Below are 24263 nucleotides of genomic sequence, written 5' to 3' on the forward strand. Positions count from 1 at the left end.
CTACTCGCGCTCGCGCTCGCCGGGCGTCGGGCGCTCGCTGGCCAGCCGAATCGAGTAGTTCACCAGCGACTCCATGCGGTCCAGCGACTCCATCGCGGACGCCAACTCCGGGCTGTCGCCGCCGGCCGCGCGCGCCGCCTCTAAGTCCTCTCGGAGCACGTCGATTGACTCCAGCAGGTCCGAGGACAGCAGGTTCGTCAGCTCGATGAGGTGGTCGCCGCGCTGGGCGTCCTCGTCGTCGACGACCGTCCGGAAGTGCACGGAGAGCCCGTCTTCGGAGGGGAACGCCCGCACCTCGAAGGTCTTCTCTAGGGGTCGGAAGTGCTCGCGGAACGTCACCGGCTCCTGGGCGGCCATCGCTCGGTGGTACTCCGTGTAGAAGTCCGTGCCGACCGCGCCCGGGAACGCGTCCCAGACGTTCTCCCCGATGACGTCGTCGGCGTCCACCTCCAGGATCTCCTCGGCGGCGCTGTTGACGTACGTGAACCGCCAGTCGCGGTCGAGCGCGAAGAAGCCGTCCGTGATGCGCTCGTAGACGTTCCGCGCGAGGTCGTTCAGCATCGCGACGTCCTGCTCGGCGCGGTAGGACGCAGCGGCGTCGTGGCACGCCTCGGCCAGCGCGCCCAGCGGGTCGGCCTCCTCGTCGTCGCGGACGTAGTCGGTGACGTCCAGCGAGATGGCGTCGCTGGCTATCGAGTCGGCGTCCGCCGTCTCGTAGACGACCACCGGGACCGCGGGGTCAGTGTCGCGCACGAGCCGCAGGAGCCGCAGGCCGTCCGTCCCGTCGGCCGCGTGTGCGACGGCGATGCAATCGACGGCCTGCTCGGAGAGCACGTCGAGAGCGTCGGCCGCGGAGGAGAGCGCGGTCACTGTCAGCGGCGCGTGCTCGGGGAGCGCGCGCTCGGCCGCCGCGCGCGTCCGCTGGTGCGCGCTGACGAACAGGACGTTCAGTTCACCCATGACGGGGGTTCGTCGGCTTGTAGGGCCGCCCGCGGGTTAGTCACTTGTGGCTTCGTCGCGGGTCTGGAGGTCGTGGAACACCGCGAGGAAGTCCTCGTCGTCGAGGTCGGCGACGCGCTGGTCGAGCTCCGAGCGGAGCTCGCGGATGTCCTCGCAGAGCTTCTGGTAGCGGTCGTCGCCCGCGAGCTCGGCGTCGGTCTTGGTCGTCTCGATGGTCGCTCGCTTGGACGCCAGCGCGAAGTACCGCTGGACCTCCTCGTTGTACAGCGAGCGCGCGAGCAGCTGCTTGACGAGCGCCTCCAGCTCGTCGCGCTCGACGGGCTTGACGACGTACGAGTCGAAGCCGAGTTCGAGCGTGTCGAAGTCGGGGTCGACGGCGGTCACCATCGCGACCTGACAGTCGAGGCCGCGCTCGCGGATGGTGTCGAGGACGTCGTCGCCGGAGCGCTCGGGGAGCCGGCGGTCCAGCAGGACGACGTCGACTGCCTCGTCGAGTTCCTCGAGCGCGTCCGCGGCGCTGTACGCCGTTCGCACGTCGTAGCTGTCCGCCAGCCAGTCGGCGAACAGGTCCGCGAGTTCGCGCTCGTCCTCGACGACGAGCACCGTCGCCGGTTCGGGCATCTCTGTCTGACCAAGTTCGTCGGTTCGGTTAACTCTTTCCCGCCGTGTCCCGGGTCAGTCCGCCGACGGCAGGCGGATGCACACGGTGTTCTCGTCGGGCACGGCGACCGTGGCGCCGCAGTGGCGGGCGAGCCAGTAGACCGTCCACAGCCCGATGCCGGAGCCGTGCTGGAGGGACTCCTCGGTGACGCCGGCGAGCGCGCGGCGCTCGTGCTCGGGAATTCCGGGGCCGTTGTCGGACACGCGGACGTCCACGAGGTCGTCGCCGTCGGCCGCGAGGGTCACGCGGGGCGGGTCGCTGTCGTTGTGCTCGACGGCGTTCGTCAGGAGTTCGCGGACCGCCAGCCGGAGCCGGGCGTCGACCTCGGCGTTCGCATCGACGGCGGCCTCGAAGACGGCCTCGGGGTGTTGAGAGCGGGCGCGCTGGAGTTCCGCGTCGAGGAGGTCGTCGAGGGGCGCGGTGTTCGCGTCGTCCTCCCCGAGCACGCGCTCGACGACGCGGGCCTTCTCGCTGACCGCTAGCAGGTCTTCGGCCGCGGACACGATGCTCTCGATGTCCGCGTCGTCGTGGCGCTCGGCGAACCGCTCGGCCCGCCCGAGCACGACGTTCAGGGAGTTCCGGACGTTGTGCCGGAGGACGCGGTTCAGCACGCGCAGGCGCTGGTCGCGCTCCTCGCGGGTGGTGACGTCACGCGCCACGAGGACGTAGCCGCCGTCGCCCAGCGACGTCATCGACAGCTCCTGTGGGTACGTGCGGCTGTCCTCGCGGCGCGCGAGCACTTGCCCGTGCCAGTGGTCGTCGCTGTCCCCGTTGGCGTCCAGCTCCTCGAAAACATCTCGGAGGCGGTCCTCGGCGCTCTCCGGGTAGTACTCGCGCCAGTGCGTGCCGGCGACGCCGCCGTCGGTCCGGTACTCCTCGCGGAAGGCGTCGTTGGCGTAGACGACGCGCCGGTCGGCGTCGAGGACCGCGACGCCGTCCATCGCGGCGTCGAGCGCGCGCTTGAGCCGGACCTGGACGCGGGAGCGGTGGCGCGCCCGCTCGCTGTACGTCCCCGCGACGGCGGCGCCGAGCGCCCCGACGCTCGTGTGCTGGACGAACACGTGATCGACCGTCGTCCCGTCGCCGTACCCGCCGACGAACATCGTCCAGAGGCTGAGCGCGAGGACGCCGCCCGCGCCGCCGACCGCCCACGCGGCGACGGTCGTGGCGCGCGCCCGGTCCCGCCCGAGGTACCGGAACCACACGCCGTACGCCAGCAGCGCGACCGACGGCCCCACGGTGGTCGCGACGACGACCGGCTGGTGGTGCCCGTGGTCCCCGAAGTGAGCGACAGCAGCCGCCGTGAGCACCGCTCCGAGGCCCGCGACGAGCCAGTCGAGGGCGGATTGCTCGCTCGGTTCGCTGGCGTCTAACTGCGGCACGGGCGACCGGAACCCGTGGGGGCATAAAAATCCACGCGTCGAATTATCAGCGGCGGAAATCGGGGCGGTTCGGCGCCGCTGCGCGGGCGGCGTGAACGAACTGCTTTTGCCGGGGCGGCCGCTATCGGAATCCGATGGACGTACTCGTGGTGGGGGCCGGCGACGTCGGCCGCTGGTTCGCGGAGCTGGTCGACGCGCCGGTGACGTTCACCGACGTGGACGCCGAGCGCGCGAGAGCGGCCGCGACGGAGCTCGACCGCCGAGCGGCGGCCGTCCCGCTGGACACCGAGGAGTCGTTCGGTATCGTCGCCGTCGCCGTGCCGATGGGGGCGGCCGTCGACGCCATCGAGCGCCACGCCGGCCGCGCCGAGCAGGCGGTCGTGGACTTCACCGGCGAGATGCGCGCGCCGCTTTCAGCGATGGCGGAGACGGCGCCCGCCCGCGAGCGCGTGAGCTTCCACCCGCTGTTCGCGCCCGAACACGCGCCGGGCCGCATCGCGGTCGCGGAGAGCGCGCCCGGGCCGGCGACCGACCGCGTGCGCGAGTGGCTCGACGCCGCTGGCAACGACCTCGTGGACGTCGGCGCGGCCGAGCACGACGACGCGATGGGGACGATTCAGGGGCGGGCGCACGCCGCCGTGCTGGCGTTCGCGCTCGCGGCCGACGACGTGCCCGAGGAACTCGCCACGCCGGTCTACGAGGACCTCGCGGCGCTCGCCGAGCGCGTGACCGGCGGGAACGCACGCGTGTACGCCGACATTCAGGACGCCTTCGGCGGCGCGGACGACGTGGCCGCGGCCGCACAGCGGCTCGCCGACGCCGACCGCGAGGCCTTCGAGGAGGTGTACGAGGATGCCGGTCGATAGGGCGGCGATTCTGGACTCGGCGAAGTACCTGCGAGACGTGCGGCCGCTGGACCCCGACGAACTCCGGGAGTACGTCGCCGACCAGCCACACGAGGCGGTCGTCCGGCAGGTGCTGCGCGAGCACGCCGCGGATCTCGGCCTCGTGGAGCGCGAGGACGGCACGTTTGTCCCCGCCAGCGACGAGCCAGTCCACCCTGACTTCGACGGCGTGGACGCGCTCCCCCGGCGGTACGAGCGCGTCGTCGAGGACTTGCTCGTCGAGCAGTGGGGCACCGACTGGCACCGCGGCGACTCCGGGAAGCGCCTGCGGGAGACGATTCGCCGCTTCAAGGAGCAGTACTACCGCCAGCACGCCGTCGAGTACGACGAGGAGGTCGCGCTCGGGTACGCAATCTACCACCTCGCGACGTACTACGCGGCGATTCAGTACGCGCTCGCGGACCTCGCGGCGGGCGGCGTGCTCTCCGGGGACCTCCGCGTGCTGGACGTGGGCGCGGGCGTCGGCGGCCCCGCGCTCGGCCTGTTTGACTTCCTGCCCGACGACGCGCTCGTGGAGTACCACGCCGTCGAGCCGAGCGACGCCGCGGACGTGCTGGACGAACTGCTCGACGAGACCGGGCGGAACGTCCACCCGACGATTCACCGCGAGACCGCCGAATCCTTCGACCCGGACGGCGAGTACGACCTCGTGCTGGCGTGTAGCGTGCTCAGCGAACTCGACGAACCCGTGGCGACCGCCCAGAAGTACGTGGACGCGCTCGCCGAGGGCGTTCCCGAGAGCGAAGCGACCGGGAGCTCGTCGCGCGAGCGACGCGAGTGCGACGGTGGGACGTTCCTCGGGCTCGCACCCGCAGACAAGAACACGAGCACGCACCTCCGCGAGGTCGAACGCGACCTCGAAGCGCGCGGCGCGACCGTCTACGGCCCGACGCCGCGGCTGTGGCCGGGCGAGCGTCCCAGCGACCGCGGCTGGACGTTCGACGAGCGCCCGGACGTCGCGGTGCCGAGCTTCCAGGAGCGGCTCGCGGGCGCGAGCCAGCGCCCCTCGGAGTTCTCCCACACCGAGGTGCGGTTCTCGTACTCGCTGCTGCGCACGGACGGCGTCCGCCAGCACGATGTCTCGCTGTCCGCCGACCGGCTGTTGAAGCTCGCGGACGCCGACGACTGCGTCACCGACCGCGTGGACGCGGTGCTGGCGAAGCTCTCCCGGAACCTCGCCGAAGACGGGAATTCGCTGTTCAAGGTCAGCGACGGCAGCGAGCGCGAGGACTGTTACGCGGTGCTGGTGCGGCCGACGAGCCTCAACCGCGACCTCGAGCGCGCGGACTACGGCCAGTTGCTCTCCGTGGAGTCGGCGCTCGTGCTCTGGAACGACGACGAGGAGGCGTACAATCTGGTCGTCGACGAGGAGACGGTCGTCGACCGCGCGTAGGGCCCCGGACGGGTCGCCGCGTGAGCCGGTATTTTATGCTGGTTCGTCCGCGAGAGCGACGTATGACACTGGAAGGTCTCGACGACCTGGACAAGCAGATACTGCACGCGCTCCAGGAGGACGCCCGCAGCACGTCCTCGCAGAACATCGCCGACAGCGCGGGCGTCTCCGCGAGCACGGTCCGCAACCGCATCCAGCGACTGGAGGAGCGCGGGATACTGCGGGGCTACCACGCGGACGTCGACTACGAGCTGTCCGGCTACCAGCTGTACACGCTCATCGTCTGCACGGCGCCCGTGACGCGCCGCGAGGAGCTGGCGGCGCAAGCGTTGAGCGTGCCGGGCGTGGTGCGCGTCGAGGAGGTGATGACGGGCTCGGAGAACGTCCACGTCTCCGCCGTGGGGACCGACAGCGACGACTTGAGCCGCATCGGCCGCGACCTCGACGACCTCGGGCTGGAGGTCGTCGACGAGGACCTCATCCGGAACGTCCACTCCGGCCCCTACGAGGGCTTCGACACCGGCGTATCGGACGAGGAGTGATTATATTCCTTATATTTTGACGACTTAGCAGAAAGTCCGGTTAGTTTATGCGGTTCCGTCCGGTACGAGTGGGTGAGTAGCGACACCCGAAGCGGCGGGTGCGCTCACCAACGCACATGAGTTCATCCGAACACGCGACAGACCGGACGCGGCAGGGGGAGGACGCGGTATTCGTCGTCGGCGGGGGCGCCGTCGGTCGCGCGGTCGCCGACCGACTGGCGGCCGACGGCGAGACGGTGACGCGCGTCGACCGGTCGCCGACGACCGACCCGCCACCCGGACAGACCGTCCGGACAGTCGATGCACTGGACGCCCACTCGCTGCGGGGGGCCGGCCTCGACGAAGCGACCACGGTGCTCGCTCTCGAACCCGACGACGCCACCAACCTCCTCGTCGCACAGCTCGCGCGCACCACGTTCGGCGTCGAGCGCGTGCTCGTCCGAACGAACGACCCCGACAGAGCGTCCGCCTTCGAGCTCGGCGGCGTCGAGACCGTCGACGCCGCCGCGGCGCTCGCCCGCGCCGTCGCCGACCGGTGGTAGCGTGCGGGCGAACGGCCGCTCTATCGAGCGCACAGCGCGACGACCACCCCGTCTCACACTCACTCTCTCATGAAAACACTCGAACGAGACCTCGGCCTCGGCGCCGTCTTCGCCATCAGCGTCGGCGCCATGATCGGCAGCGGCATCTTCATCCTCCCCGCGCTCGCGCTCGGCATCGCGGGTCCCGCGGTGATAGTGGCGTACCTGCTGGCCGGCCTGCTCGTCGTCCCGGCCGCCCTCTCGAAGTCCGAGATGGCGACCGCGATGCCGGAAGCCGGCGGCACCTACCTCTACATCGAGCGCGGCATGGGGCCCGTACTGGGCACCATCGCGGGCGTCGGCACGTGGTTCTCGCTGTCGTTCAAGAGCGCGCTCGCGCTCGTCGGCGGCGTCCCCTACCTCGTGTTGCTGTTCGACCTCCCCGTCAAGCCCGTCGCGCTCGGGCTCGCGGCGTTCCTCATCCTCGTGAACCTCCTCGGCGCGAAGCAGACCGGCCGCCTGCAGGTCGTCATCGTCTCGGTGATGCTCGCGGCGCTGGGCTGGTTCGTCGCCGGCAGCGCCACCAAGACCCAGCCCGAGAACTACCAGAACTTCTTCACCGGCGGCGTCGAGGGCCTGCTCGCCGCGACCGGCCTCGTGTTCGTCTCCTACGCGGGCGTCACGAAGGTCGCCAGCGTCGCCGAGGAGGTCGAAGACCCCGGGAAGAACATCCCCATCGGCATCCTCGGGTCGCTGGCGTTCACCACCCTGCTGTACGTCGGCATCGTCGCGGTGATGGTCGGCGTCACCGAGGCCGGCAGCGTCGCCGGCTCCGCCACCCCGGTCGCGGTCGCCGCGGAGGTCACGCTCGGCCAGTGGGGCGTCTACGCGGTCATCGGCGCGGCGCTGCTCGCGCTCGTCTCCACCGCCAACGCCGGCATCCTCTCGTCGTCGCGGTACCCGTTCGCGATGAGCCGCGACCAGCTCGCGCCGCCCACGTTCGCCGAGATTCACGAGCGGTTCGGCACGCCGACGACCGCCATCACGCTCACGGGCGCGGTCGTCCTCGCGCTCATCGCGTTCGTCCCCATCCTCGAAATCGCGAAGCTCGCGAGCGCGTTCCAGATTCTCGTGTTCGTGCTCATCAACTTCGCGCTGGTCGCGTTCCGCGAGGGCTCGACCGAGGGCTACGACCCCGAGTTCGAGTCGCCGCTGTACCCGTGGATGCAGGCGTTCGGCGTCCTCAGCGGCGTCGTGTTGCTCACCCAGATGGGGTGGGTGCCGCTCGTCGGCGCGGTCGTCATCACCGTCGGGAGCGTCGCGTGGTACTTCGTCTACGCTCGCTCGCGCATCCGCCGCGAGGGCGCCGCCACGGACGTCATCCGGCGGCGGCTCGGCCGCGACGTGCTCACGGAGACCGAGGCGTTCGTCGACGGCGAGTTCGCCGACGATGAGACGCCGGAGGTGCTGGTCGCGCTCACCCGGGAAGCCGACACCGAGCGGGAGCGCGCGCTCCTGTCGCTGGCCGCCGACCTCGTCCGGCCGGAGGGCGGCCGCGTCGTCGTCGTTCGCTTCGACGAGGTGCCCGACCAGGCGCCGCTGGACCACGCCGCGGAACTGCAGTCGCCCGCAGACGTCCGCTTCGAGGAGCAGACCGGCGACCTCGCCGACGAGTTCGACGTCGACGTCGAGTACGGCGAAATCGTCAGCCACGACACCAAACACGCCATCGTGAACTACGCCGAGCACCGCGGCGTCGAGGCCATCGTCGCCGAGCACGAGCGCCTCCGCCTGCGGTCGCGGCTGCTCGGCGACCCCATCGACTGGGTCGTCCGCCACGCCCACTGCGACGTGTTGCTCGTGGAGAACCGCGGCTACGACGACCCCCAGCACGTCGTCCTCGAAGGGGACGGCGGGCCGTTCGACCCGGCTTCGGTCGTCGTCGCCGACGCGATTGCGGGCGAAACCGGCGGCCACGTCACGCTCCGCTCCCCGCTGGGCGACGACCTGCCGGAGACGCGCACCGAGACGATTCGAGCCTACCAGAGCGAACTCGCGGGGCTGCTGTCCGCGCCGGTCCGAACGCGCGACCGGTCGGCCGACGGCACCGACCCCGACGTCGTGATTCGGACGGGCGTACAGAGCCGCGTCCGCGGCGGGCGCGGCGACTACTCGCCGAGCGCCGCCGACTCCACCGAGGTCACGGTCTATCCCCGGGAGTCGCGACGGCCGGGGTTCGCGCGCCGGGTCGTCGAACGCCTCGTGTTCTGACCGGCGCCGACACGCTTTTTCCCCGGCGGGGTGACTCCCCGCGTAATGACAGACGCGCTGGGGGCCGCGTGGCGATGAGCGAGGAACCCGAGATTCTGGTCACCAACGACGACGGCATCGACGCGCCGGGGATTCGAGCGCTCGCGGAGGGCCTCGACGACGTCGGGAACGTGACGGTGGTCGCGCCGACGACGGACAAGAGCGCGACCGGCCGCGCGATGTCCCGCGAGGTCACCGTCGAGGAGCACGAACTCGGGTACGCCATCGACGGGACGCCGACCGACTGCGTGGTCGCGGGGCTGGAAGCGCTCGGCCCGTACCCGGACGTGGTGGTCGCGGGCGTCAACGAGGGCGCGAACCTCGGGATGTACGTGCTCGGGCGGTCGGGCACCGTCAGCGCGGCCGTCGAGGCCGCGTTTTTCGGCGTGCCCGCAATCGCGTCGTCGCTGTTCCTCACCGAGGCGGACTTCGGCGAGCCGACGGAGCCGTCGGACTACGAGGCCGCCGTCGAGGCGACCACGTACCTCGTCGAGCACGCCCTCGACGCCGGCGTCTTCGAGCACGCCGACTACCTGAACGTGAACGCGCCCCACCCGGGCGCGGACGCGTCCGGCGAGATGGTCGTCACCCGCCCCTCCCACGGCTACGACATGACCGCCGACCGCGACGGCGGCACCATCACGCTCCACGACCGGATGTGGGACCGGATGGACGAGGGCGACATCCCCGACCCGCCGGGGACCGACCGCCGCGCGGTCGTCGACGGCCACGTCTCCGTCTCGCCGCTCACCGCGCCCCACACCACCGAGCACCACGAGGCGCTGGACGCGCTCGCGGAGACCTACGACTAACCTTCCTCATTAACCCTCGCAGCCAGCTATTTACGCCGCGGGTGTGAATCACACGCTCGATGTCGTCGCCGCCAGACGCGCTCCTGCCGCGCGTCACGGGACTGGCCCGCCGGCTCGTCGCCCGGTTCCGGCCCGAGCGCATCACGCTCACGCCGCCGCCGACGACGTTCACGGACGGCGAGGACCGCGAGGTTCGCGTGCGCGCCTACGACGAGCGGGACTTCGAGTCGCTGGTCGGGATGTACGACGACTTCGACCCCAGCCAGCGCGCGCAGGGGACGCCGCCGCTCGCCGAGGACGCCATCAGAGACTGGCTTGACGGCGTCCTCGACGGCCCGAACGTCGTCGCAGTCGCGGACGGCGAGGTCGTCGGACACGTGATGTTCGTCCCGGACGGCACCGGCCGCCACGAACTCGCCGTCTTCGTCCACCAGGACTACCAGCGCGCGGGCATCGGCACGCACCTCCTCGCGGTCGGCCTCGAACACGCCCGCCGCGAGGGCGTCGAGTACGTCTGGCTCTCCGTCGAGTCGTGGAAGCGCGACGCCCAGCGGCTCTACCAGCGCGCCGGCTTCTCGACGGTGAACCCGATGGGCGCCGCCCACCGCATGTCGCGGTACCTCTGAGCGGTCGCCGTACTCGCGTCCCGCCAGCTAGCATTTATGTGGACGTGAACGAGTCACTCGGTATGGACGACGTCGACTTCGACGAACTCGTCTCGTCGCTGACGCCGCGCGAGGAGAACAGCGCGCTCAAGTCCTACCAGAACACCGTCTCCGTCTCCTGTCCCGCCTGCGGCGACCCCTTCGACGACCTCGTCGTCTGCAAGGACAACCCCACGAGCCTGAACCTCTCGCGGCAACTGGACCTCTGTGTCGGCGTCGACGACGGCCGCGCCGTCATCTTCACGCACAAGCCCCAGTAGTCGCGAGCGCCGCCGCGCTCACCGCGCCTCGACGCTCACCGAGAGGTCGTCGACGTAGTGAGTCGCGTCGGCCTCCCAGATGACCGCCGTGCCGACCGCGAGGTACAGCGTGTCCGTGGACAGCTCCGGCGTGGTCCACTCGAAGTCGTACTCGTGCCAGCCGTCCGCCAGCCACAGCGGCTCCCGGAGGCCGCCGTACGGCGTCTCGCCCAACTCCGAGGTGTTGACGCCCGGCTGCGGGAAGTCCGCCTCGGCCGCGGGCGGCTCCGGGCCGAGGCGCATCACGGCGTCCCGAATCGTGTTGAACGACTCCGACTCGCTCCAGAACTGCCCCTCCACTTGGACCTCGTACGCCCGCCCGGACTCGACGGACACCGGGTGGACGGCCCACGTCACGCCGTCGTCGTAGCTCCCCTCGTTCCACACCCGCAAGGACTGGTCGCCGGCCGCCGCCTGCGCGTCCGAGACGCCGACCTCCCACTCGAACTCCGCGAGGTCCACCTCCGGGCCGATGGCCGCGTCCGCCTCCCAGTCGCCGAGACCGTCCTCGAAGCTCTCGGCGAACGCCGCGTCGTCATCGTCGCCACCCGGCACGACACAGCCCGCGAGGCCAGCGATTCCAGCGGCTGCGCCCGCCCGGAGCACGTCTCGGCGATTCATGGCGGAGGCTACTGCGGCCGACGCCATAACCGCTCGGGCGGCGTCACTCCCCCTCCCAGTAGTCCACGTCGTCGTCGATGCGGTAGTAGCCGTCCAGCGAGCGCACGCCCCGGCCGCCCGGCGCCGCGCCGACGAACACGCCGAACTTCTCGGAGTCCGGGTAGACGGTCACCTCGGGCTCGTTCATCGTGGAGACGACGAGGTACCGCAGCGGTCCCTCGGAGTCGTTGACGACCCTGTGCCCACCGGACTCGCCGGCGGGGAGCGCGACGTAGTCGCCCGCCCTGAGCGACCGCGCCTCGCCCGCGAGCCGCACCATCCCGCTCCCCGAGAGCACGTACAGCGCCTCCTCGTTGGCGGTGTGGTAGTGGTACGGCCACGACGCCTCGCCCGCCGGGAGTTCGTAGAGGCTGCAGCCGAGGTCCTCGCTGCCCGCCGCCTCCCCCAACTGCTTGCGCCGCACCCGCATCTCGCCGTCGTCGACGTCCGTCCAGTCGAGGTCGTCCTCGTTCACGAGTGGCATGCCTGGCGCTACGGCGCGCTCCGCGTAGTTCCTTCGGCCCAACGGATGCGCCGCTCACTGCTGCTGTGGCTCGGCCGTGATCCACTGCTCGCTGCTGGAGAGCAACACGAGCTGGTCGGTCACGTCCTCCATCGCGTCCACGAGCCGGTCGAACAGGCACGCGAACTCCCGGTACACCATCGGCTGATCGACGGTCTCGTCCGCGAACACGTCCGCCACGACGGCGTTGCGGACGTCGTCGCAGTCGCTCTCGGCGGCGCGAACCGTCGCCACGTGCTCGGCTATCGACCCCGTCTCCGTCGAGGAGGTCAGCAGGCGGACGAACTCGCGGACGGCGTCGTGGAGCGCGCCCATCGCCTCGGTCACGCGGCTGACCATCTCCCGGTACCGCCGGAAGCACGAGCGCCGCCGCGCCGGGGTAACCGTCACGAGCGCTTCGGCGATCTCCTCGGCGGCGTTCGGAATCTCGTCGAGCAACTGGTAGAGCCGCACCACCTGCTCGGCGTTGAGGTGCATCCGGGAGTTGCGGATGCCGAACTCCCGGACTGTCGTGTTCGTGACGAGCGCGCTGATGCGCCGGCTCCGCCCGTCGCACTCGCTCTCGCGGGCTCGAATCTCCTCGACGAGCTGTCGGGCCGCGTCCCCCGCGGTGTACTCCTCGACGAGTTCCGCCAGCAGGTCCACGCACTCGCTGATGGTTTCGAGGTACGCGTCGGTCTGCTCGACGACCCGCCTTGAGAACTCCGGCGTGCCCTTGGATGACATCAGTTCGAAGTCGGCGCCGGCAGTCGCAAAGAGGTTGATATGAGGGCTCCGTACCCCAACGTGGCCGACTATAGCTCGGCGCGGCCGTTCGGTCGGCGGTTCCCGCGCCGTCCGACCGCGTTCACGGAATCCACTACAGGAAGTAGCTTTTCACCTATCCGCGGCTGTGGTACGACATGGTGATGTCCCTCCGAGGATTCGGCGCAGCCCTCGTCGTCGGTGTCGCTGTCCTCTGTATCGGGGTGATTTCGCTGGGCTTCATCGTTCCCCAGCGGCTCTTCGAGAGCACTGTAGGACTCGTCGCCTTCTTCGCCGCCGTCCTCCTGATGGTCGTCTGCGCAGTCGTTGCGAACTACTACGACCTCAGAGCAGTCCTCCACGACGAGTTCGGCTAATCGCGCGCTGGCCGCTCGTGAACCGTGGTGACAGAATCGACGTCAACTTCGGACAGCCGACCGGAGAGCAGGTCACCGAGCTTCGCATCCTTCTCAGTGTCGTCGTCGTCGGATGGCCCGGAACTCGGGACTCTCGCTTTGCTACCCATGGTCGAGAATTGCGCGTCTTCGCGTAAAAGGTTTGTTCGCCGACCGAGCCGAAAGCGCCGTCTACCGATTCTCGCGCTGTTCGACCTTGTTCAGTTCGATGAGTAGCCGGAAGATGGCCTTCACGAGGTTCGGGTCCACGTCGAAGGCCTCCGCGTTCTGGCCGGCGCGGTCCATCACCGCCTGCTCTTGGCCCTCGTCGGTCGTCGCCATCCCGCGCTCGTCTTTGACCTCCGCGATGGTCTCGGCGACGTACGTGCGCCGCGCGATGAGGTCGACGATTTCGCGGTCGATGGACTCGATTTCCTCGCGCAGTTCCTCCAAGCTCATGTCGTCCGGGCCCCGTCCAGCTGCGTCGTCGTCAGCCGGACTGTCCCCGGGTTCTCGTCCCATAGTGATTTCACCTCCTGTAGTGCGTCTTCCTCGCCGACCGCGACGTAGCTCGGGCCGGTACCCGAGAGGGACGCCCCGTCGGCGTGCGGGAGGGCGTCCACGATTGGCTCGGTCGGGTGGCCGAGCGCCGCTGCGAACGCCAGCCCGTTGACCGTCATCGCGGTGCCGTACTCGCCGTCGGCCGCGAGGTCGGCGACGTGGTCGGCCATCGGCGCGACCCGCTGGCAGCGCTCGACGTCCGCGTCCGCGGAGAACGACTGCTCGGGCGGCGTCCACACGAGCGCCGCCCACTCGACTTCGTCGCGGAACAGCAGGTCGTCCTCGCGGTTGTCCGTCATCGTGAGCCCGCCGAGCATGCTCGCCGACGCGTCGTCGAACGCGCCCGTGACGGTGACGCCCACCTCGCGAGCGGCCTCGACGCCGAGACGCGCCGCGTCCTCGCGGGCGACCGACTCGGCTTCGCCGAGCGCGTCCAGCGTCGCCAGCACGGTCGCGTTCGCGGCCGCGCTCGAACTCTTCAGGCCGGACGCCAGCGGCACCTCGCTGTCCGTGTGGACGGTGCCGCCCTCGCCGTGCCCGTACTCGTCGGTCACCAGCGACACGCACCGCTCCACGAGCGCGGTGTCGGCGTCCGGGTGGTCGGCGACGCTGCCGGTGACGCCGTCGGCAGCCGCGTCCAGCGACACCTCCGCTGTCACGTCGAAGTCGAGCGCGAACGCCGACCCGATGCCCGTCGCGAGCGCGTTCAACACAGTGCCCGCGGCTGGCGCTGCTGCACGGCCGTCCATGTGTTGACCTGCCACGGCCGGTATTTACGACTGGCGCTTCGGGCAAGGAGAGCGTGGGCGAGCGAAGCGAGCCCACGTTATGGCGAGCGGCGACCGAAGGGAGCCGCGAGCAGCGTGGCCGAACGTAGTGAGGCCACGTTACGGCGAACGGCGAGCACCGCGAGCCGCGAGCAGCGTGCTCGACCAACGGGAGAGCACGTCGAAGCGAACGCGGAGCGTAGCGATGCGTGAGCAGCGTGCCCGAGCGAAGCGAGGCCACGCAAACGGCGGGCTTTTCCACGCCCACCCGCAAGCCACAGCTATGAGCGCCCGCAACGACATCGCGCCGAGCACGCTCGGCGTCGAACTCGAAGAGGAGGGCGTCTACGTCGAGTACACGGACGGCCGCCGCACGTTCTACAACGGCGTCCCGGAGAAGGTCCACGGGACGGTGCGGTGCCGGCCGGGCAAGGACGTCCACGTCCTCGTCACGGACCCGACGGAGACGGAGGGCGTCCTGGTCTACGTGAACGACCGCAAGACCCACGACGAGATTCTCGAATCGACGGGCGTCGGCCGCGTCCTGCTCGACCCCGGCGAGGAAGAGGAGCTGTTCCCGGGCGTGACCGTGCGCGCGGACGGCTACGCGACGGAGGTCGAAGCCGACCCCGAGGAGGCCCGGGGTCGCGTGTTCGTCTTCGAGGAGGACGAACTCGGCGAGCGCTCGTTCGAGCTGTTCGCACCGGAGTCGGAGGAGTAGCGCCGGCGTCCGCTACTGGAGGTAGGAGGGGTCTTCGGCGTCACAGTTCTGTTCGTGCTGTTCGGCGTCCCCCTGGTCGTCGAACATCAGTCCGCACTCTTCGCAGCGGTACCAGAGCATGTCGTCGCGCTCAGTCTCCTCGACCATGTGTGCGTCTGCGTCGCCCGAGCTAAAAACCGTTGCCCCCGCCGAGACGCCGGATTCTCCCTCGACGGACGGCGTTTTCGCCGGGCACGTCCACCCGGTGACGCGGCAGCGGCCGCCCAGCCCCGGCGACGCGGACGCCCGGCGCTCGACTAGGGCCGGATGCAGCGCTCGGGGTCGAACGGCAGTCCGAGGTGGTCGAAGACGTCGCGCCACCGACCGACGTCGTTCTCGTCGAGGATGCAGGGCGCGTAGCCGGCGTTCAGGAACAGCGCGAGCGCGGGATACCGGTCGGTTCGGACGCCGACGCGCACGCTGTCGTAGCCGGCGTCGAGTAGCCGGCGGGTGGCCGCGGCGGCGAGCGCGCGCCCGAGTCCTTCGCGGCGGTGGGCGGAGTCGACGACGAGCGACGAGAGCGCGCCGCCGAACGGGAAGTAGTGGTCGCCGGAGTCCGGCTCGTGTATCGCCGAACACGTCCCGACGACGGCGTTGGTCGCGCGCTCGACGGCGACGAACGCGCCGTTCGGCAGCGCGCGGTCCCGGAGCGGAGCGACGCCGTCCTCCCAGCCGCCGGTTTCGAGCAAGCCTTCGACGGCCTCGCGGTCGCGCCCGGTCAGGCTGCTCGTGCGGAGCGCGTAGCCTTCCGGTACGTCGACGTCCGGCGGTCGCAGGCCGTCCGGCCACAGCAGGTAGCGCGTGTCCTCGCCCATAGCTGCTGCTGGGGGCTGGCGCGTGGAACGCGTTGCGGTTCCGCGGGACCGTCGTCAGAGTAATCCGGCTGGTCGCCGTGTGTCTGGTAACTGCGATGAGCACCGACACCGAACCGGCGGGGGTCGTCGAGGACGAGTCGTTCTTCCGGACGCTCGTCGAGAAACTGCTGGGGCTGTCGTCGTTCGGCGACCAGTCCCGCCAGTTCTTCGCGATCTCCCGGAAAATCGCGACGCTGGAGTCCGAGAAGCGCGCCTCCGAACTCGAGGACAACGACACCTACCGACAGCTCGTCGCGCGCCGCGAGGAACTGGACACCGACCTCGACGACGCCGTCGGCGGGATGGACGACGACGACCTCGAAGCCGCGTTCCGCGACCTCTAGCAGTCCTTTTCGACGCGGGTTCTCCGCTCGGCGGGCGGGTGAGAACACCGCGACGTACAGCGGGTGTGTCTATCGCCTGTCACGGGCGCGTTGACCTACTGTTCGAATCGTCCGGCATTGTCCGTCGTACTTATCGTCCACGAGAGCTCCCCCGATGCAGAGACGACGCCTCTCAGGAAGTTGTCGTACTTTCGGGTGGACGGATTGAACGGAACGCGCCCGGCGTTCTCGGGAACGTCGCCGTCGATTGTGAACTCGACCAAGTAGTACACGGATTCCGAGAAGATGTTTCTGAACGTCTGTGTCTCACCGGGAGCGACCGACGACGAGGCAGTCAGTTCCCGTTGCTGGGGACGCACGGTCACGTCACCGGAGACGCTGTATCCATCAGCGTCCGCTCCTCCGTCGGTGCCGACGTCTACGACCGAGATTCCGACGACGTGTGGGAGGTCGTCCCGATTCTCGAACTGGAGGCTCCCGGCGGGGACGTCGCCACTTTGGAAGACAGCACAGCCGGCGAGGCCCGAGAAGCCAATTACGCCGAGCGATGCGAGGAGGGCACGACGATTCACAGCCTAGGTTCGGATAACTGCCGATAAGTATCTTTTGCGAGTTTGAGAACTCGGATGGAAATAACCGGAACGTCCGCACTCTCGCTTACCGACGCCGACGCTCCGGTCCCGGATTCTGAGTACCGAACTGCCCAGAAGCTACCGCTGACTACCAGAACGCCTTGGTGCGGGCGTACTCGCGCTCGCGTTCGAGGATGTCCCGGTAGAAGTCCTCGTCGTTCTCGCGGTGGCGGTTGATGACGCGGGCGGCGTTCCGGGGGCCGACGCCGCGCGCGGACAGCGCGATGACCGCCTTCTTGCCGTGGCTCTGGACGATGCTGGCGTTCCGGAACACGCGCTCGGTGCGGTCGCGTTGCTCGTCGTCCTTGTCGTCGGCGCGCACCGCTTTCACCGCGTCGTCGGCCCACGGCGACAGCGCCGCGATTCTGGTGGACCCGCAGTGCGGGCACTCGGGCTGGTCGCCGACGCGCCGGACTTTCGTCTCGTGCTCCCAGTCCTCGCAGTGCGTGCAGAACAGCTTCACGCGGTCGTCCTGGATGCGCTCCTCGACTGCCTGCACGACGCTTGCGTCCGCGTTCTCGGGCGTGAGCAGTTCCGTCCCCGAGGACCGGCCCCCGACGCCGACGGTCGTGCGCTCGCCGACGATGGCGACGTCGAGGTCGCCGGCCTGAATCGCGTCCAGCACCTCGCTCGCGCGCTCGACGTCGAGGTCCCTGTGGAATACCTCGCGGACGGCCTCGTCGTAGACCGGCGTGTCTTCGAGCGCGCCGAGCAAGCGGGAGAGGCCGACGCCGTCCCGGCCCTTCCAGCGCTTGAGCGCGCCGAACTTCGCGGCGACCTGCGCGAGCGTGAACTTCAGCGTCTCGGACTGCTTGAGGCTCAACTCCAGCAGCGGCTCGACGTGCTCGGGGTCCGTCTCCCGGAGGAGGTCCACCACGTCGTTCGCGCTGATGCGCGCCGGCACGTCCAACTCGACGCGGTACGGGCCGACGTCCAGCCCCACCGAGGAGCCGGTGCGCTGGCCGAGCAGGGCCGAGAGCAGCCGACCCAAGGTCTCGTTGGCCTCGTGCCCGAGCGCCGCGTTCACGACGATTGTGCGGCCCTCCTGTTCGACGACGATGCGGTCGTCGCTGGGCATCGCGTGCCCGCCGTCGACGTGGTACTCGACCTGTTCGAGCGCCTCGCCGGCGGTGTACTCGTCAGTCGGGTAGCGCGCCGTGAACTCCCGCGCCACTCCCTCGCGGGTCGCACCAGCGTCGAACTGGTCGGCCGCGACCTCGCGCATCTCCCCGACCTCCTGGGCGACCTCGTAGGGAACGGGAATCTCCTGGCCCGTCCACGACGGCACCTCGCCCGCGGGGTCCTCGATGGGGGAGACGTTGACCTCCTCCTCCTCTTCGTCGATGTTCGTGATGCGCCACATCTCCCCGCGCTGGACGAAGGTGGCGCCGGGCTCCGCGAAGTTCACGACGAAGCGCTCGTCCAGCGTCCCGACCTGCCGGCCGGCCGCCATGTCGTAGACGGCGTACGTCTCCTCGTCGGGAATCATCGAGAGGTTCGCGTAGTAGTACTGCCACGTCCCCCCGGACTTCGAGACGGTGTCGTCCTCGTCGTCCACGTAGATTACGCGGTTGTTGTGCAGCTCCATCGCGACCTCGCGGAACGTCTCCTCGGCGAGGTCGTGGAACGGGTACGCCCGCGTCACAATCTGGTAGGCGTGGCGCGCGCTCGTCTCCCCGAAGTCCATCACGACACCCACAATCTGGTTCGCGACGGTGTCGAGGCTGCCGTGGTGAATCTGGGTCGTCTCCACGTCGCCCTCGCCGGCCCGCCGCGCGATGGCCAGCGCCTCGAACGTGTCGTCGGGACTGCCCGTGATGACGGTGCCGTGGCTCACCTCGTCGCGGCGGTGGCCCGCGCGCCCGACGCGCTGGAGCAGGCGCGCGACCTCGCGCGGCGACGAGTACTGGACGACGTGGTCGATGCGGCCCACGTCAATGCCCAGTTCCATCGAGGACGTGCAGAGCAGGCCGTCGAGGTCGCCGGCCTTGAACTGGTTCTCGACCTCGATGCGGGCTTCTTTCGAGAGGGAGCCGTGGTGGACGCCGATGTTGGCGTCCAGTTCCTTGAACCGCGAGCCCAGCGCCTCCGCGGTCTGGCGCGTGTTCACGAAGATCAGCGTGGAGTCGTGCTCCTCGACGAGTTCCCGAATCGTCCGGACGTGGCTGGCCATCGACGGCGACGTCATCAGCTCGTTGCTGAGGCGCTCGTCGCTGTCGGTGACCTCCGGCTCGCGCACCGAGAACTCGACTTTCGAGGTGACGTCCACCTCGATAATCTCACAACCGCGGCCGCCCGTGAGGAACGCGCCGACCTCCTTCGGGTCGCCGACGGTCGCGGACAGCCCGATTCGCTGGAAGTCCCCCGCGAGTTCGACGAGCCGCTCCATCCCAATCGAGAGTTGTGCACCGCGTTTCGCGCCGGCGAGTTCGTGCACCTCGTCGACGACGACGTGGCGCACGTCCGCGAGGCCGTCCCGGAGCTTCTCCCCGGTGAGCATCGCCTGCAGCGTCTCGGGCGTCGTCACGAGCACGTCCGGCGGGTCGTCGGCCTGCTTCTTGCGCTGGTACTGGGTGGTGTCGCCGTGCCGCACGTCCACGTCGAGGCCCAGCGTCTCCCCCCACCAGTCGAGGCGCTCGCGCATGTCGCGGTTCAGCGCGCGCAGCGGCGTCACGTACAGCGCCGCGAACCCCTCGGGCGCGCCCTCCTCGACGATGCTGTTGAGGACTGGAAGCATCGCCGTCTCCGTCTTCCCGGTCCCCGTGGGAGCGACCACGAGCCCGTTCTTGCCGTCTGCGAGCGCGGGAATCGCGCGGCGCTGGGGCTCCGTCGGCGTCGTGAACCCGCGCTCGGAGAGCGCCGCCCGCACCTCGTCTCCGAGGTGCGCGAACGCGTCCATCCCCCGCGTCTCACTCATCTCCCGAACGTAGGGTTCGGACCCGAATAAGCGCGTTGCCGGGCGACGGCGCCGCCGCTAATCCACGGAGAGCGAGGAGAGAAATCGAGCGGTCAGGCGGTCCCGTTGCTCGCTTCGGAGTACCAGTCCGGCCGCTCCACGGGGTCGCCCGTCGACTGCTCGAACGTCACGGTGCGCTCGACGCTGCGGTCGAACCGCTCGTAGGAGAGGTCCAGCGACCGGACCACGCCGTCCGCCGTGACCGCGGCGTCGAACTCGACGTTCTCGGCGGCCGCCTCGCCGATTTTCACGTCTGCAATCGTCCCGGAGACGCGGGCGGCCGCGTCGTCGCCGCGCTCGACAGTGACGTTATCGCTGCCGAACAGCGTGTACAGGAGGTCGCGGTCGTACACCGACGACGGGAAGAGTTCTGCGGGCGGTATCGGCGGTGCGCCCGCGTCGTCGCTGACGCGCCGGACGCCGTACGAGGCGTTCCCGTCGCCGGCAATCACGGACAGGACGCGCTCCCCGTCGGCGTACAGGCCGAGCGTGCCGTTCGTGAGACCGTACGTATCGACTCCCGCTCGGGTCCAGTTCCAGTGGGACTCGTCGTCGTACTGGAACGTCGCGCGCCGGGACCCGTTCTCGGAGCTGTTCGTCCACTCGACGCCGGCGTGCTTGACGAACGACCCGCTCCGGAGGGACTCCCTGTGGGCGTCCACGAGCGCGAGGGCGTCGGTCACTTCCTCCGTGGTCACGCCCGGCGCGAGCCGCTCGGCGGACGCGGTCTCGGTGGGCGAATCGGTCGTCGGTCGCTGCGTCGTCGCGGAATCGGTGGTCTGGTCGCCACCGAGCACGCCGGCGCAGCCGGCGCTGGCGACGAGGAGGGCGCAGACGAGAACCGTCAGTACTGGGCGGCGCATACAGGAGAAACGTCACTACGCAGTCACATATTATTTGTGTGAATACTCGCCGCGTACGAACCCCCGACCGGGTCGGCTCCCACGTCGTGGAGCGTCGTGGCCCTCGCCGACCGGCGGCGCGCTGTGGCCGGTCAGACGTCCCGATACCGGCCGAGCCGCGTGCCGTCCAGCAGGTAGAGTTCGGCGTCCGGGCACGCCCCGGGGAGGAACGGTGCGAGGAACTCCTGCCCCTCGACGTTCACCCACGTTCCGCCGGAGAGGTCGTTGAACGCCGGGAACACCGCGAGGTCGCCCGTCACGTCGATGGCCTCGCTGTGGTGGGTCTCGAACGGCGCGGCGTCCAGCGGGCCGCGCAGCCACGCGCGCTCGACGCGCGCGCCGCCGACCTCGTCCTCCAACCGGACCGTGGGATGCTCGTGGCCGACGCAGATTGTCTCCGCTTCGAGCACCTCGGGCGCGGGCCACGTGTGGCCGTGCGCGAACCCGATGTCGCCGAAGCGCGCGCCCTCCGGCGGCGTCGCGTCGATGCCGAACTCGTCGGCGAGCCCGCCGTCGTGGTTGCCCACGACCAGCGTCACGGGCACGTCGAGCGCGTCGAACAGCGCTTCGAGTTCGTCGTATTCGGCGCCCTCCGGCGTGCCGATGGCGTGCCCGAGGTCGCCGAGGAAGACGACGCGGTCCGCGCGCGTCTCCCGCACGAGGTCCAGCAGGCGCTCGCGGCGCCGCTCGGCCTGACTCTGGACCTCCAGCCCCTCGCGCCGCAGCGACACCTCGATGCCCGCGTGGTAGTCAGCGACGACGAGCGCCTGCTCGTCGCCGAGGTCGGCGACCGCGGCGGGCTCGCCGGGAATCGGCTCCACCAGCGCCATCTAGATGGCTTTCAGGTGGTCGTCGCCGGACTCGTAGCAGCGCCCGCTCATCAGCGCCTCCTGGATGGCGTCCTCGATTTCGCCCTCGTCGGCGTCGCGCTCGTCGGCCGCCGTCGCGACAACGGTCTCGCGGAGCGCGCCGTCGCCGTCGTCGAGTTCGGCCATCAGCTCCACGACGTAGTCTTCGAGGTCGAGGTCCATCTCCCCGGCCTCGGCGTCCTCGCTGTCGGAGTCAGGCTCGTCGTACTCGTCCTCCGTGAAGTCGTCGAGGTCGTCGGCGTCCTCCTGCGATTCGTCGAACGCCTCGTCGTCGGCGTCGAAGTCACCGAGGTCGTCCTCGTCGGTGGCTTCTCCGGCGGCTTCGCCCTCGTCGGGCTCGGGCACGTCGATGTCGGACTCGCCGGCGTCCGGGACTTCCGTGCCCGTCGAGAAGCCGACGTCGTAGTTCTCCTTGACCTCCTCGCGCTCCTCCTCGGAGAGCTCGTACATCTCGCCGTCCGCGGCCGCTTCGCCCTCCTCGGGCGCGGCCTCCGCGGCGACTTCGTCCGGCTCTGGCGTCTCGGCGGCCGGACCGGGTTCGCTCTCGGGCTCCGCCTCGTCGCCGGCCTCGTCGGCTTCCGGCTCTGCTGCTTCTGCCTCGGCCGGTTCAGATTCTCCGGCTTCCGGCTCTGTGCCGGCCTCCGACGCCGGTTCGGCTTCCTCGTCGTCGAAGCCCTCCGCCTCGGGCTCGTCCAGTGATTCGTCCTCGGCCGCCGCGCTGTCGGGCTGGTCCGCGCCGAACCCCTCGGACTCCGGCTCCGTGACCGGCTCGCCCTCGGTCTCCGACTCGTCCTCGCCGTCCTCGCTGGGCTCGCTGTCCACGTCGAGGTCCGCGGCGAAGGTCAGGTCGGCGTCGCCCTCGTCGCTCGGGGAGACGGAGAGGTCGCCGACCTCGTCGCGCTCGCCGGCGACGACTCGCGCGGCGTCGAGCGCGAGCGTGCGGACCGCGTCGAGGTACGCCGGCGTCGTGCCGTAGTGGTCCAGCGCCAGCGGGATGCCCGCCGCGAGCCCGTGCTGGACGCCCGCGCCCTCCAGAATCTCGCGGAGCGTGTCACCGCGCTCGACGCGCTCGTGGGCGGCCGCCATCGTCGCCACGCGCTCGACGGTCTGCTCGGCCGTCGTGACGACCCAGCGGTCGCGGGTCTCCGCGTCCACCTCGCTGACCTCCTCCGGGCGGATGGACGTGTAGACGACGTCCGCGTCGTCGGGCTGGAAGGTCCGGGCCTTCCCCGTCACCGCGACGAACGACGGCGTGTCCGCGGATTCGAGCGCGGCCAGCGCCTCGGGCTGGTACTGGCCGGCGTAGACGACGAACGCGCCCGTCGGGTCGACGACCCGCGCCCGGACGACGTCCTCGCTGACCTGCTCGACCTCGGTGAGTACGCCCACGACGAACACGCGGTTGACGCGCGCGCCGGTCGGCGTCACCACGTAGTTCGGCGCGCGCTCCTCGTCGCTCTCCGCGTAGCTGTAGTCGGCGTCCTCGAACTCCGCGGCGAACAGTCGGTAGGCGACCTCGCGGCGGTTGACCTCCTCGTCCTCCGACTGGCTCATGCTTCCACCTCCGCGAGGAAGGCCTGCGCACGCTCGGCCGGGTCGTCGGCGGACTCGCGGAACTCTAGGGTTTCGAGGTTCGCGCCGTAGTCGTCCACCGAGAGGTGGCCGCGGACCGTGTACTCGGAGCCGACGAGCTTCTCGGCGATGGTCTCGGCGACGACGGTCTGGTCCATCGCGTCGCGGGCCTGCTGGCGCGCGTCCTCGATGTCGCCGCCGTACACCTCCTCGGTGAGTTCGCGGTCGAGAATCACCGTGACGGTGTCCGTGCCGTCGTCGAGAATCGCCTTCACGCGCAGGTCGTCCTCGCCCTCCACGTCGCCGTGCTGGCGGCACTGGCCCTTCTGGACGACGCGCCCGCACTCGGGACAGCGCTGGATGAGCCCGGAGCCGTCCCGGACCTCGATGACGTTCCCGACGAGTTCGACGTCGTACGCGCCGCCGCGCTCGACGGCCTCCCGAATCGCCATCCGGGTCGGGCCGCCCACCTCGACGGGCTCGTCGAGGGCCGTCACCGTCGAGAACTCCGAGACGTTCACGGAGGGGACGCCGCGGAACTCGCGGACGTAGACGTCTTCGAGCCGGACGGACGCCCCTTCCTCGATTTCGCTGTGGGGGTCCCAGTCGGTGAACGGGAGGCGGGCGCTCTCGTCGCCGAGCACGCCGCTCAGAATCTCGGTCTCGCCGTCCCGGCCGTCGATGGTCCGGGTCTCGACTTCGGTCACGCGCACCTCGACGTTCCGGCCGCGGTCGCCCGGCGAGAGGTCCGCGAGGTCGCGGTCGCCGCCCACGTCGTAGGGCACGTCGAGGTCCTCGGCCTTGCTCACGGTCGAGGACTCCCCGAAGTTGAGTTCGGGGTTCCCCTCGTACTCGCGGACGCTGGCGTTCCCGATGGTGACGGTGTCGCCGGGTTCGAGGCCGAAGTCCTCCCACGCCGTGTAGGAGATTTTCCCGGTCTCGTCGGCGAGTTCGCCCTCGCCGATGACGTGGTCGTCGCCCTGGTAGCGAATCGAGCGCTTGCCCGCCGTCAGGACCTTCGCGGTCACGGTGACGTTGCCCGAGTCGGGGCCGACGTCCACGATGTTCTCCGCGGTCGGGCCGCTGGAGCCGCCGCCCGACTCGTCGCCGAACTTCCGACGGAGGCTGCGCTTGGCCTCCTCGACGGGAACGCTGTACTCCACGAGGTTCTGCAGGTTCTCTTTGACCTCCGCTTTGTCTACACCGAGGTCGGAGGCGAGCTCCTCGGCGTGGTCGTCGATGTTCATGCGTCCGTAGTTCGGACTGCCTGCCGT

At 70.1% G+C, this 24263-nt stretch carries 28 protein-coding genes; 11 read left to right on the forward strand and 17 right to left on the reverse strand.

Annotated features, from left to right (window positions below):
* The 3 genes from HHUB_RS07345 to HHUB_RS07355 are packed head-to-tail and all read right to left on the reverse strand — an operon-like array spanning nucleotide 1 to nucleotide 3003.
* Nucleotides 1–960 (reverse strand): PAS domain-containing protein, encoded by a 960-nt coding sequence (locus HHUB_RS07345; RefSeq protein WP_059056981.1) that lies wholly within the window; start codon nucleotides 958–960, stop codon nucleotides 1–3.
* 36 nt (nucleotides 961–996) lie between these two features.
* On the reverse strand, nucleotides 997–1581 hold the full coding sequence (locus tag HHUB_RS07350) for a HalX domain-containing protein (protein WP_059056982.1): 585 nt from the start codon (nucleotides 1579–1581) through the stop codon (nucleotides 997–999).
* 54 nt (nucleotides 1582–1635) lie between these two features.
* Nucleotides 1636–3003: a PAS domain-containing sensor histidine kinase gene (locus tag HHUB_RS07355; RefSeq protein ID WP_059056983.1), complete on the reverse strand. Its 1368-nt coding sequence runs from the start codon at nucleotides 3001–3003 to the stop codon at nucleotides 1636–1638.
* A gap of 134 nt (nucleotides 3004–3137) precedes the next feature.
* Between HHUB_RS07355 and HHUB_RS07360 the strand changes: the two genes are divergently transcribed.
* From HHUB_RS07360 to HHUB_RS07395, 8 genes are all read left to right on the forward strand, one after another.
* The gene (locus tag HHUB_RS07360; protein ID WP_059056984.1) at nucleotides 3138–3869 is read left to right on the forward strand and encodes a prephenate dehydrogenase/arogenate dehydrogenase family protein; all 732 of its coding nucleotides are present in this window, start codon (nucleotides 3138–3140) and stop codon (nucleotides 3867–3869) included.
* A complete protein-coding gene (locus HHUB_RS07365) occupies nucleotides 3856–5301 on the forward strand; it encodes a small ribosomal subunit Rsm22 family protein (protein WP_059056985.1) in 1446 nt (481 codons plus the stop codon). Before HHUB_RS07360 ends, HHUB_RS07365 begins: the two co-directional genes overlap by 14 nt.
* Nucleotides 5302–5363: 62 nt before the next feature.
* Nucleotides 5364–5843, forward strand: a complete 480-nt coding sequence (locus tag HHUB_RS07370) for an Lrp/AsnC family transcriptional regulator (RefSeq protein ID WP_059056986.1) — start codon at nucleotides 5364–5366, stop codon at nucleotides 5841–5843.
* Between the two features lie 116 nt (nucleotides 5844–5959).
* Nucleotides 5960–6385 (forward strand): NAD-binding protein, encoded by a 426-nt coding sequence (locus HHUB_RS07375; protein WP_059056987.1) that lies wholly within the window; start codon nucleotides 5960–5962, stop codon nucleotides 6383–6385.
* Between the two features lie 69 nt (nucleotides 6386–6454).
* On the forward strand, nucleotides 6455–8635 hold the full coding sequence (locus tag HHUB_RS07380) for an amino acid permease (RefSeq protein ID WP_059056988.1): 2181 nt from the start codon (nucleotides 6455–6457) through the stop codon (nucleotides 8633–8635).
* Between the two features lie 74 nt (nucleotides 8636–8709).
* Nucleotides 8710–9486, forward strand: coding sequence for a 5'/3'-nucleotidase SurE (gene surE / locus HHUB_RS07385; RefSeq protein WP_059056989.1), 777 nt, complete (start codon nucleotides 8710–8712; stop codon nucleotides 9484–9486).
* A 59-nt stretch (nucleotides 9487–9545) separates the two neighbouring features.
* Nucleotides 9546–10112 carry a GNAT family N-acetyltransferase gene (locus HHUB_RS07390; protein WP_082687199.1) on the forward strand — a complete coding sequence of 189 codons (567 nt, stop codon included), beginning with the start codon at nucleotides 9546–9548 and terminating at the stop codon, nucleotides 10110–10112.
* Nucleotides 10113–10174: 62 nt separating this feature from the next.
* Nucleotides 10175–10411 carry a DUF7385 family protein gene (locus HHUB_RS07395; RefSeq protein WP_059056990.1) on the forward strand — a complete coding sequence of 79 codons (237 nt, stop codon included), beginning with the start codon at nucleotides 10175–10177 and terminating at the stop codon, nucleotides 10409–10411.
* An 18-nt stretch (nucleotides 10412–10429) separates the two neighbouring features.
* Here HHUB_RS07395 and HHUB_RS07400 read toward each other — a convergent pair whose 3' ends face one another.
* Genes HHUB_RS07400 through HHUB_RS07410 form a run of 3 tightly spaced genes read right to left on the reverse strand, consistent with a single transcriptional unit; the run spans nucleotide 10430 to nucleotide 12359 of the window.
* Entirely contained in the window at nucleotides 10430–11071 is a 642-nt protein-coding gene (locus HHUB_RS07400; RefSeq protein WP_059056991.1) for a hypothetical protein, read from the reverse strand.
* Between the two features lie 43 nt (nucleotides 11072–11114).
* Nucleotides 11115–11594, reverse strand: a complete 480-nt coding sequence (locus tag HHUB_RS07405) for a cupin domain-containing protein (protein WP_059056992.1) — start codon at nucleotides 11592–11594, stop codon at nucleotides 11115–11117.
* A gap of 54 nt (nucleotides 11595–11648) precedes the next feature.
* Complete coding sequence (locus HHUB_RS07410; protein ID WP_059056993.1) at nucleotides 11649–12359, reverse strand: DUF47 domain-containing protein; 711 nt, start codon at nucleotides 12357–12359, stop codon at nucleotides 11649–11651.
* A gap of 182 nt (nucleotides 12360–12541) precedes the next feature.
* Here HHUB_RS07410 and HHUB_RS07415 point away from each other — a divergent pair, with 182 nt between their 5' ends.
* The gene (locus HHUB_RS07415; RefSeq protein ID WP_143416373.1) at nucleotides 12542–12754 is read left to right on the forward strand and encodes a hypothetical protein; all 213 of its coding nucleotides are present in this window, start codon (nucleotides 12542–12544) and stop codon (nucleotides 12752–12754) included.
* On the opposite strand, the gene HHUB_RS16600 is transcribed toward HHUB_RS07415, so the two are convergent.
* The 3 genes from HHUB_RS16600 to HHUB_RS07425 all read right to left on the reverse strand — a co-directional run bounded on the left by HHUB_RS16600 (nucleotide 12751) and on the right by HHUB_RS07425 (nucleotide 14082).
* Entirely contained in the window at nucleotides 12751–12903 is a 153-nt protein-coding gene (locus HHUB_RS16600) for a hypothetical protein (protein ID WP_157533992.1), read from the reverse strand. The two genes, HHUB_RS07415 and HHUB_RS16600, sit on opposite strands and share 4 nt — an antisense overlap.
* 61 nt (nucleotides 12904–12964) lie before the next feature.
* Nucleotides 12965–13294, reverse strand: a complete 330-nt coding sequence (locus HHUB_RS07420; RefSeq protein ID WP_059056995.1) for a chorismate mutase — start codon at nucleotides 13292–13294, stop codon at nucleotides 12965–12967.
* Complete coding sequence (locus HHUB_RS07425; RefSeq protein WP_059056996.1) at nucleotides 13228–14082, reverse strand: shikimate kinase; 855 nt, start codon at nucleotides 14080–14082, stop codon at nucleotides 13228–13230. Before HHUB_RS07425 ends, HHUB_RS07420 begins: the two co-directional genes overlap by 67 nt.
* 301 nt (nucleotides 14083–14383) lie before the next feature.
* Between HHUB_RS07425 and HHUB_RS07430 the strand changes: the two genes are divergently transcribed.
* The gene (locus HHUB_RS07430; protein WP_059056997.1) at nucleotides 14384–14821 is read left to right on the forward strand and encodes a DUF5796 family protein; all 438 of its coding nucleotides are present in this window, start codon (nucleotides 14384–14386) and stop codon (nucleotides 14819–14821) included.
* Between the two features lie 12 nt (nucleotides 14822–14833).
* Here HHUB_RS07430 and HHUB_RS17515 read toward each other — a convergent pair whose 3' ends face one another.
* Together HHUB_RS17515 and HHUB_RS07440 are read right to left on the reverse strand one after the other, a co-directional pair.
* Complete coding sequence (locus HHUB_RS17515; protein WP_059056998.1) at nucleotides 14834–14968, reverse strand: DUF7128 family protein; 135 nt, start codon at nucleotides 14966–14968, stop codon at nucleotides 14834–14836.
* Nucleotides 14969–15117: 149 nt separating this feature from the next.
* Nucleotides 15118–15675: a GNAT family N-acetyltransferase gene (locus tag HHUB_RS07440; protein WP_059056999.1), complete on the reverse strand. Its 558-nt coding sequence runs from the start codon at nucleotides 15673–15675 to the stop codon at nucleotides 15118–15120.
* A 95-nt stretch (nucleotides 15676–15770) separates the two neighbouring features.
* On the opposite strand from HHUB_RS07440, the gene HHUB_RS07445 reads away from it, so the two are divergent.
* Nucleotides 15771–16058: a HalX domain-containing protein gene (locus tag HHUB_RS07445; RefSeq protein ID WP_059057000.1), complete on the forward strand. Its 288-nt coding sequence runs from the start codon at nucleotides 15771–15773 to the stop codon at nucleotides 16056–16058.
* A 95-nt stretch (nucleotides 16059–16153) separates the two neighbouring features.
* Here HHUB_RS07445 and HHUB_RS07450 read toward each other — a convergent pair whose 3' ends face one another.
* From HHUB_RS07450 to HHUB_RS07475, 6 genes are all read right to left on the reverse strand, one after another.
* Nucleotides 16154–16630 (reverse strand): fimbrial biogenesis chaperone, encoded by a 477-nt coding sequence (locus HHUB_RS07450; RefSeq protein ID WP_059057001.1) that lies wholly within the window; start codon nucleotides 16628–16630, stop codon nucleotides 16154–16156.
* Nucleotides 16631–16778: 148 nt separating this feature from the next.
* Entirely contained in the window at nucleotides 16779–19607 is a 2829-nt protein-coding gene (locus HHUB_RS07455) for a DEAD/DEAH box helicase (protein ID WP_059057002.1), read from the reverse strand.
* Between the two features lie 92 nt (nucleotides 19608–19699).
* Nucleotides 19700–20509 carry a hypothetical protein gene (locus HHUB_RS07460; RefSeq protein ID WP_059057003.1) on the reverse strand — a complete coding sequence of 270 codons (810 nt, stop codon included), beginning with the start codon at nucleotides 20507–20509 and terminating at the stop codon, nucleotides 19700–19702.
* Nucleotides 20510–20640: 131 nt separating this feature from the next.
* On the reverse strand, nucleotides 20641–21378 hold the full coding sequence (locus tag HHUB_RS07465; protein ID WP_059057004.1) for a metallophosphoesterase: 738 nt from the start codon (nucleotides 21376–21378) through the stop codon (nucleotides 20641–20643).
* Nucleotides 21379–22971: a hypothetical protein gene (locus HHUB_RS07470; protein ID WP_059057005.1), complete on the reverse strand. Its 1593-nt coding sequence runs from the start codon at nucleotides 22969–22971 to the stop codon at nucleotides 21379–21381.
* Nucleotides 22968–24236 carry a Single-stranded DNA binding protein gene (locus tag HHUB_RS07475; RefSeq protein WP_059057006.1) on the reverse strand — a complete coding sequence of 423 codons (1269 nt, stop codon included), beginning with the start codon at nucleotides 24234–24236 and terminating at the stop codon, nucleotides 22968–22970. The genes HHUB_RS07470 and HHUB_RS07475 overlap by 4 nt, the downstream gene beginning before the upstream one ends.
* Nucleotides 24237–24263 lie beyond the last annotated feature (27 nt).

The organism is Halobacterium hubeiense (assembly GCF_001488575.1).
Taxonomy (GTDB): Archaea; Halobacteriota; Halobacteria; order Halobacteriales; family Halobacteriaceae; genus Halobacterium; species Halobacterium hubeiense.

Bases quoted from the DNA above. Each gene is read 5' to 3' on its own strand.
- HHUB_RS17515 (WP_059056998.1), bottom strand. From the start codon at position 14,968: ATGGTCGAGGAGACTGAGCGCGACGACATGCTCTGGTACCGCTGCGAA.
- HHUB_RS07430 (WP_059056997.1), top strand. From the start codon at position 14,384: ATGAGCGCCCGCAACGACATCGCGCCGAGCACGCTCGGCGTCGAACTC.
- HHUB_RS07465 (WP_059057004.1), bottom strand. From the start codon at position 21,378: ATGGCGCTGGTGGAGCCGATTCCCGGCGAGCCCGCCGCGGTCGCCGAC.
- HHUB_RS07475 (WP_059057006.1), bottom strand. From the start codon at position 24,236: ATGAACATCGACGACCACGCCGAGGAGCTCGCCTCCGACCTCGGTGTA.
- HHUB_RS07390 (WP_082687199.1), top strand. From the start codon at position 9,546: ATGTCGTCGCCGCCAGACGCGCTCCTGCCGCGCGTCACGGGACTGGCC.
- HHUB_RS07440 (WP_059056999.1), bottom strand. From the start codon at position 15,675: ATGGGCGAGGACACGCGCTACCTGCTGTGGCCGGACGGCCTGCGACCG.
- HHUB_RS07445 (WP_059057000.1), top strand. From the start codon at position 15,771: ATGAGCACCGACACCGAACCGGCGGGGGTCGTCGAGGACGAGTCGTTC.
- HHUB_RS16600 (WP_157533992.1), bottom strand. From the start codon at position 12,903: ATGGGTAGCAAAGCGAGAGTCCCGAGTTCCGGGCCATCCGACGACGAC.
- HHUB_RS07370 (WP_059056986.1), top strand. From the start codon at position 5,364: ATGACACTGGAAGGTCTCGACGACCTGGACAAGCAGATACTGCACGCG.
- HHUB_RS07470 (WP_059057005.1), bottom strand. From the start codon at position 22,971: ATGAGCCAGTCGGAGGACGAGGAGGTCAACCGCCGCGAGGTCGCCTAC.
- HHUB_RS07410 (WP_059056993.1), bottom strand. From the start codon at position 12,359: ATGTCATCCAAGGGCACGCCGGAGTTCTCAAGGCGGGTCGTCGAGCAG.
- HHUB_RS07395 (WP_059056990.1), top strand. From the start codon at position 10,175: ATGGACGACGTCGACTTCGACGAACTCGTCTCGTCGCTGACGCCGCGC.
- HHUB_RS07455 (WP_059057002.1), bottom strand. From the start codon at position 19,607: ATGAGTGAGACGCGGGGGATGGACGCGTTCGCGCACCTCGGAGACGAG.
- HHUB_RS07400 (WP_059056991.1), bottom strand. From the start codon at position 11,071: ATGAATCGCCGAGACGTGCTCCGGGCGGGCGCAGCCGCTGGAATCGCT.
- HHUB_RS07425 (WP_059056996.1), bottom strand. From the start codon at position 14,082: ATGGACGGCCGTGCAGCAGCGCCAGCCGCGGGCACTGTGTTGAACGCG.
- HHUB_RS07350 (WP_059056982.1), bottom strand. From the start codon at position 1,581: ATGCCCGAACCGGCGACGGTGCTCGTCGTCGAGGACGAGCGCGAACTC.
- HHUB_RS07345 (WP_059056981.1), bottom strand. From the start codon at position 960: ATGGGTGAACTGAACGTCCTGTTCGTCAGCGCGCACCAGCGGACGCGC.
- HHUB_RS07460 (WP_059057003.1), bottom strand. From the start codon at position 20,509: ATGCGCCGCCCAGTACTGACGGTTCTCGTCTGCGCCCTCCTCGTCGCC.
- HHUB_RS07375 (WP_059056987.1), top strand. From the start codon at position 5,960: ATGAGTTCATCCGAACACGCGACAGACCGGACGCGGCAGGGGGAGGAC.
- HHUB_RS07405 (WP_059056992.1), bottom strand. From the start codon at position 11,594: ATGCCACTCGTGAACGAGGACGACCTCGACTGGACGGACGTCGACGAC.
- HHUB_RS07415 (WP_143416373.1), top strand. From the start codon at position 12,542: ATGTCCCTCCGAGGATTCGGCGCAGCCCTCGTCGTCGGTGTCGCTGTC.
- surE (WP_059056989.1), top strand. From the start codon at position 8,710: ATGAGCGAGGAACCCGAGATTCTGGTCACCAACGACGACGGCATCGAC.
- HHUB_RS07365 (WP_059056985.1), top strand. From the start codon at position 3,856: ATGCCGGTCGATAGGGCGGCGATTCTGGACTCGGCGAAGTACCTGCGA.
- HHUB_RS07380 (WP_059056988.1), top strand. From the start codon at position 6,455: ATGAAAACACTCGAACGAGACCTCGGCCTCGGCGCCGTCTTCGCCATC.
- HHUB_RS07420 (WP_059056995.1), bottom strand. From the start codon at position 13,294: ATGGGACGAGAACCCGGGGACAGTCCGGCTGACGACGACGCAGCTGGA.
- HHUB_RS07360 (WP_059056984.1), top strand. From the start codon at position 3,138: ATGGACGTACTCGTGGTGGGGGCCGGCGACGTCGGCCGCTGGTTCGCG.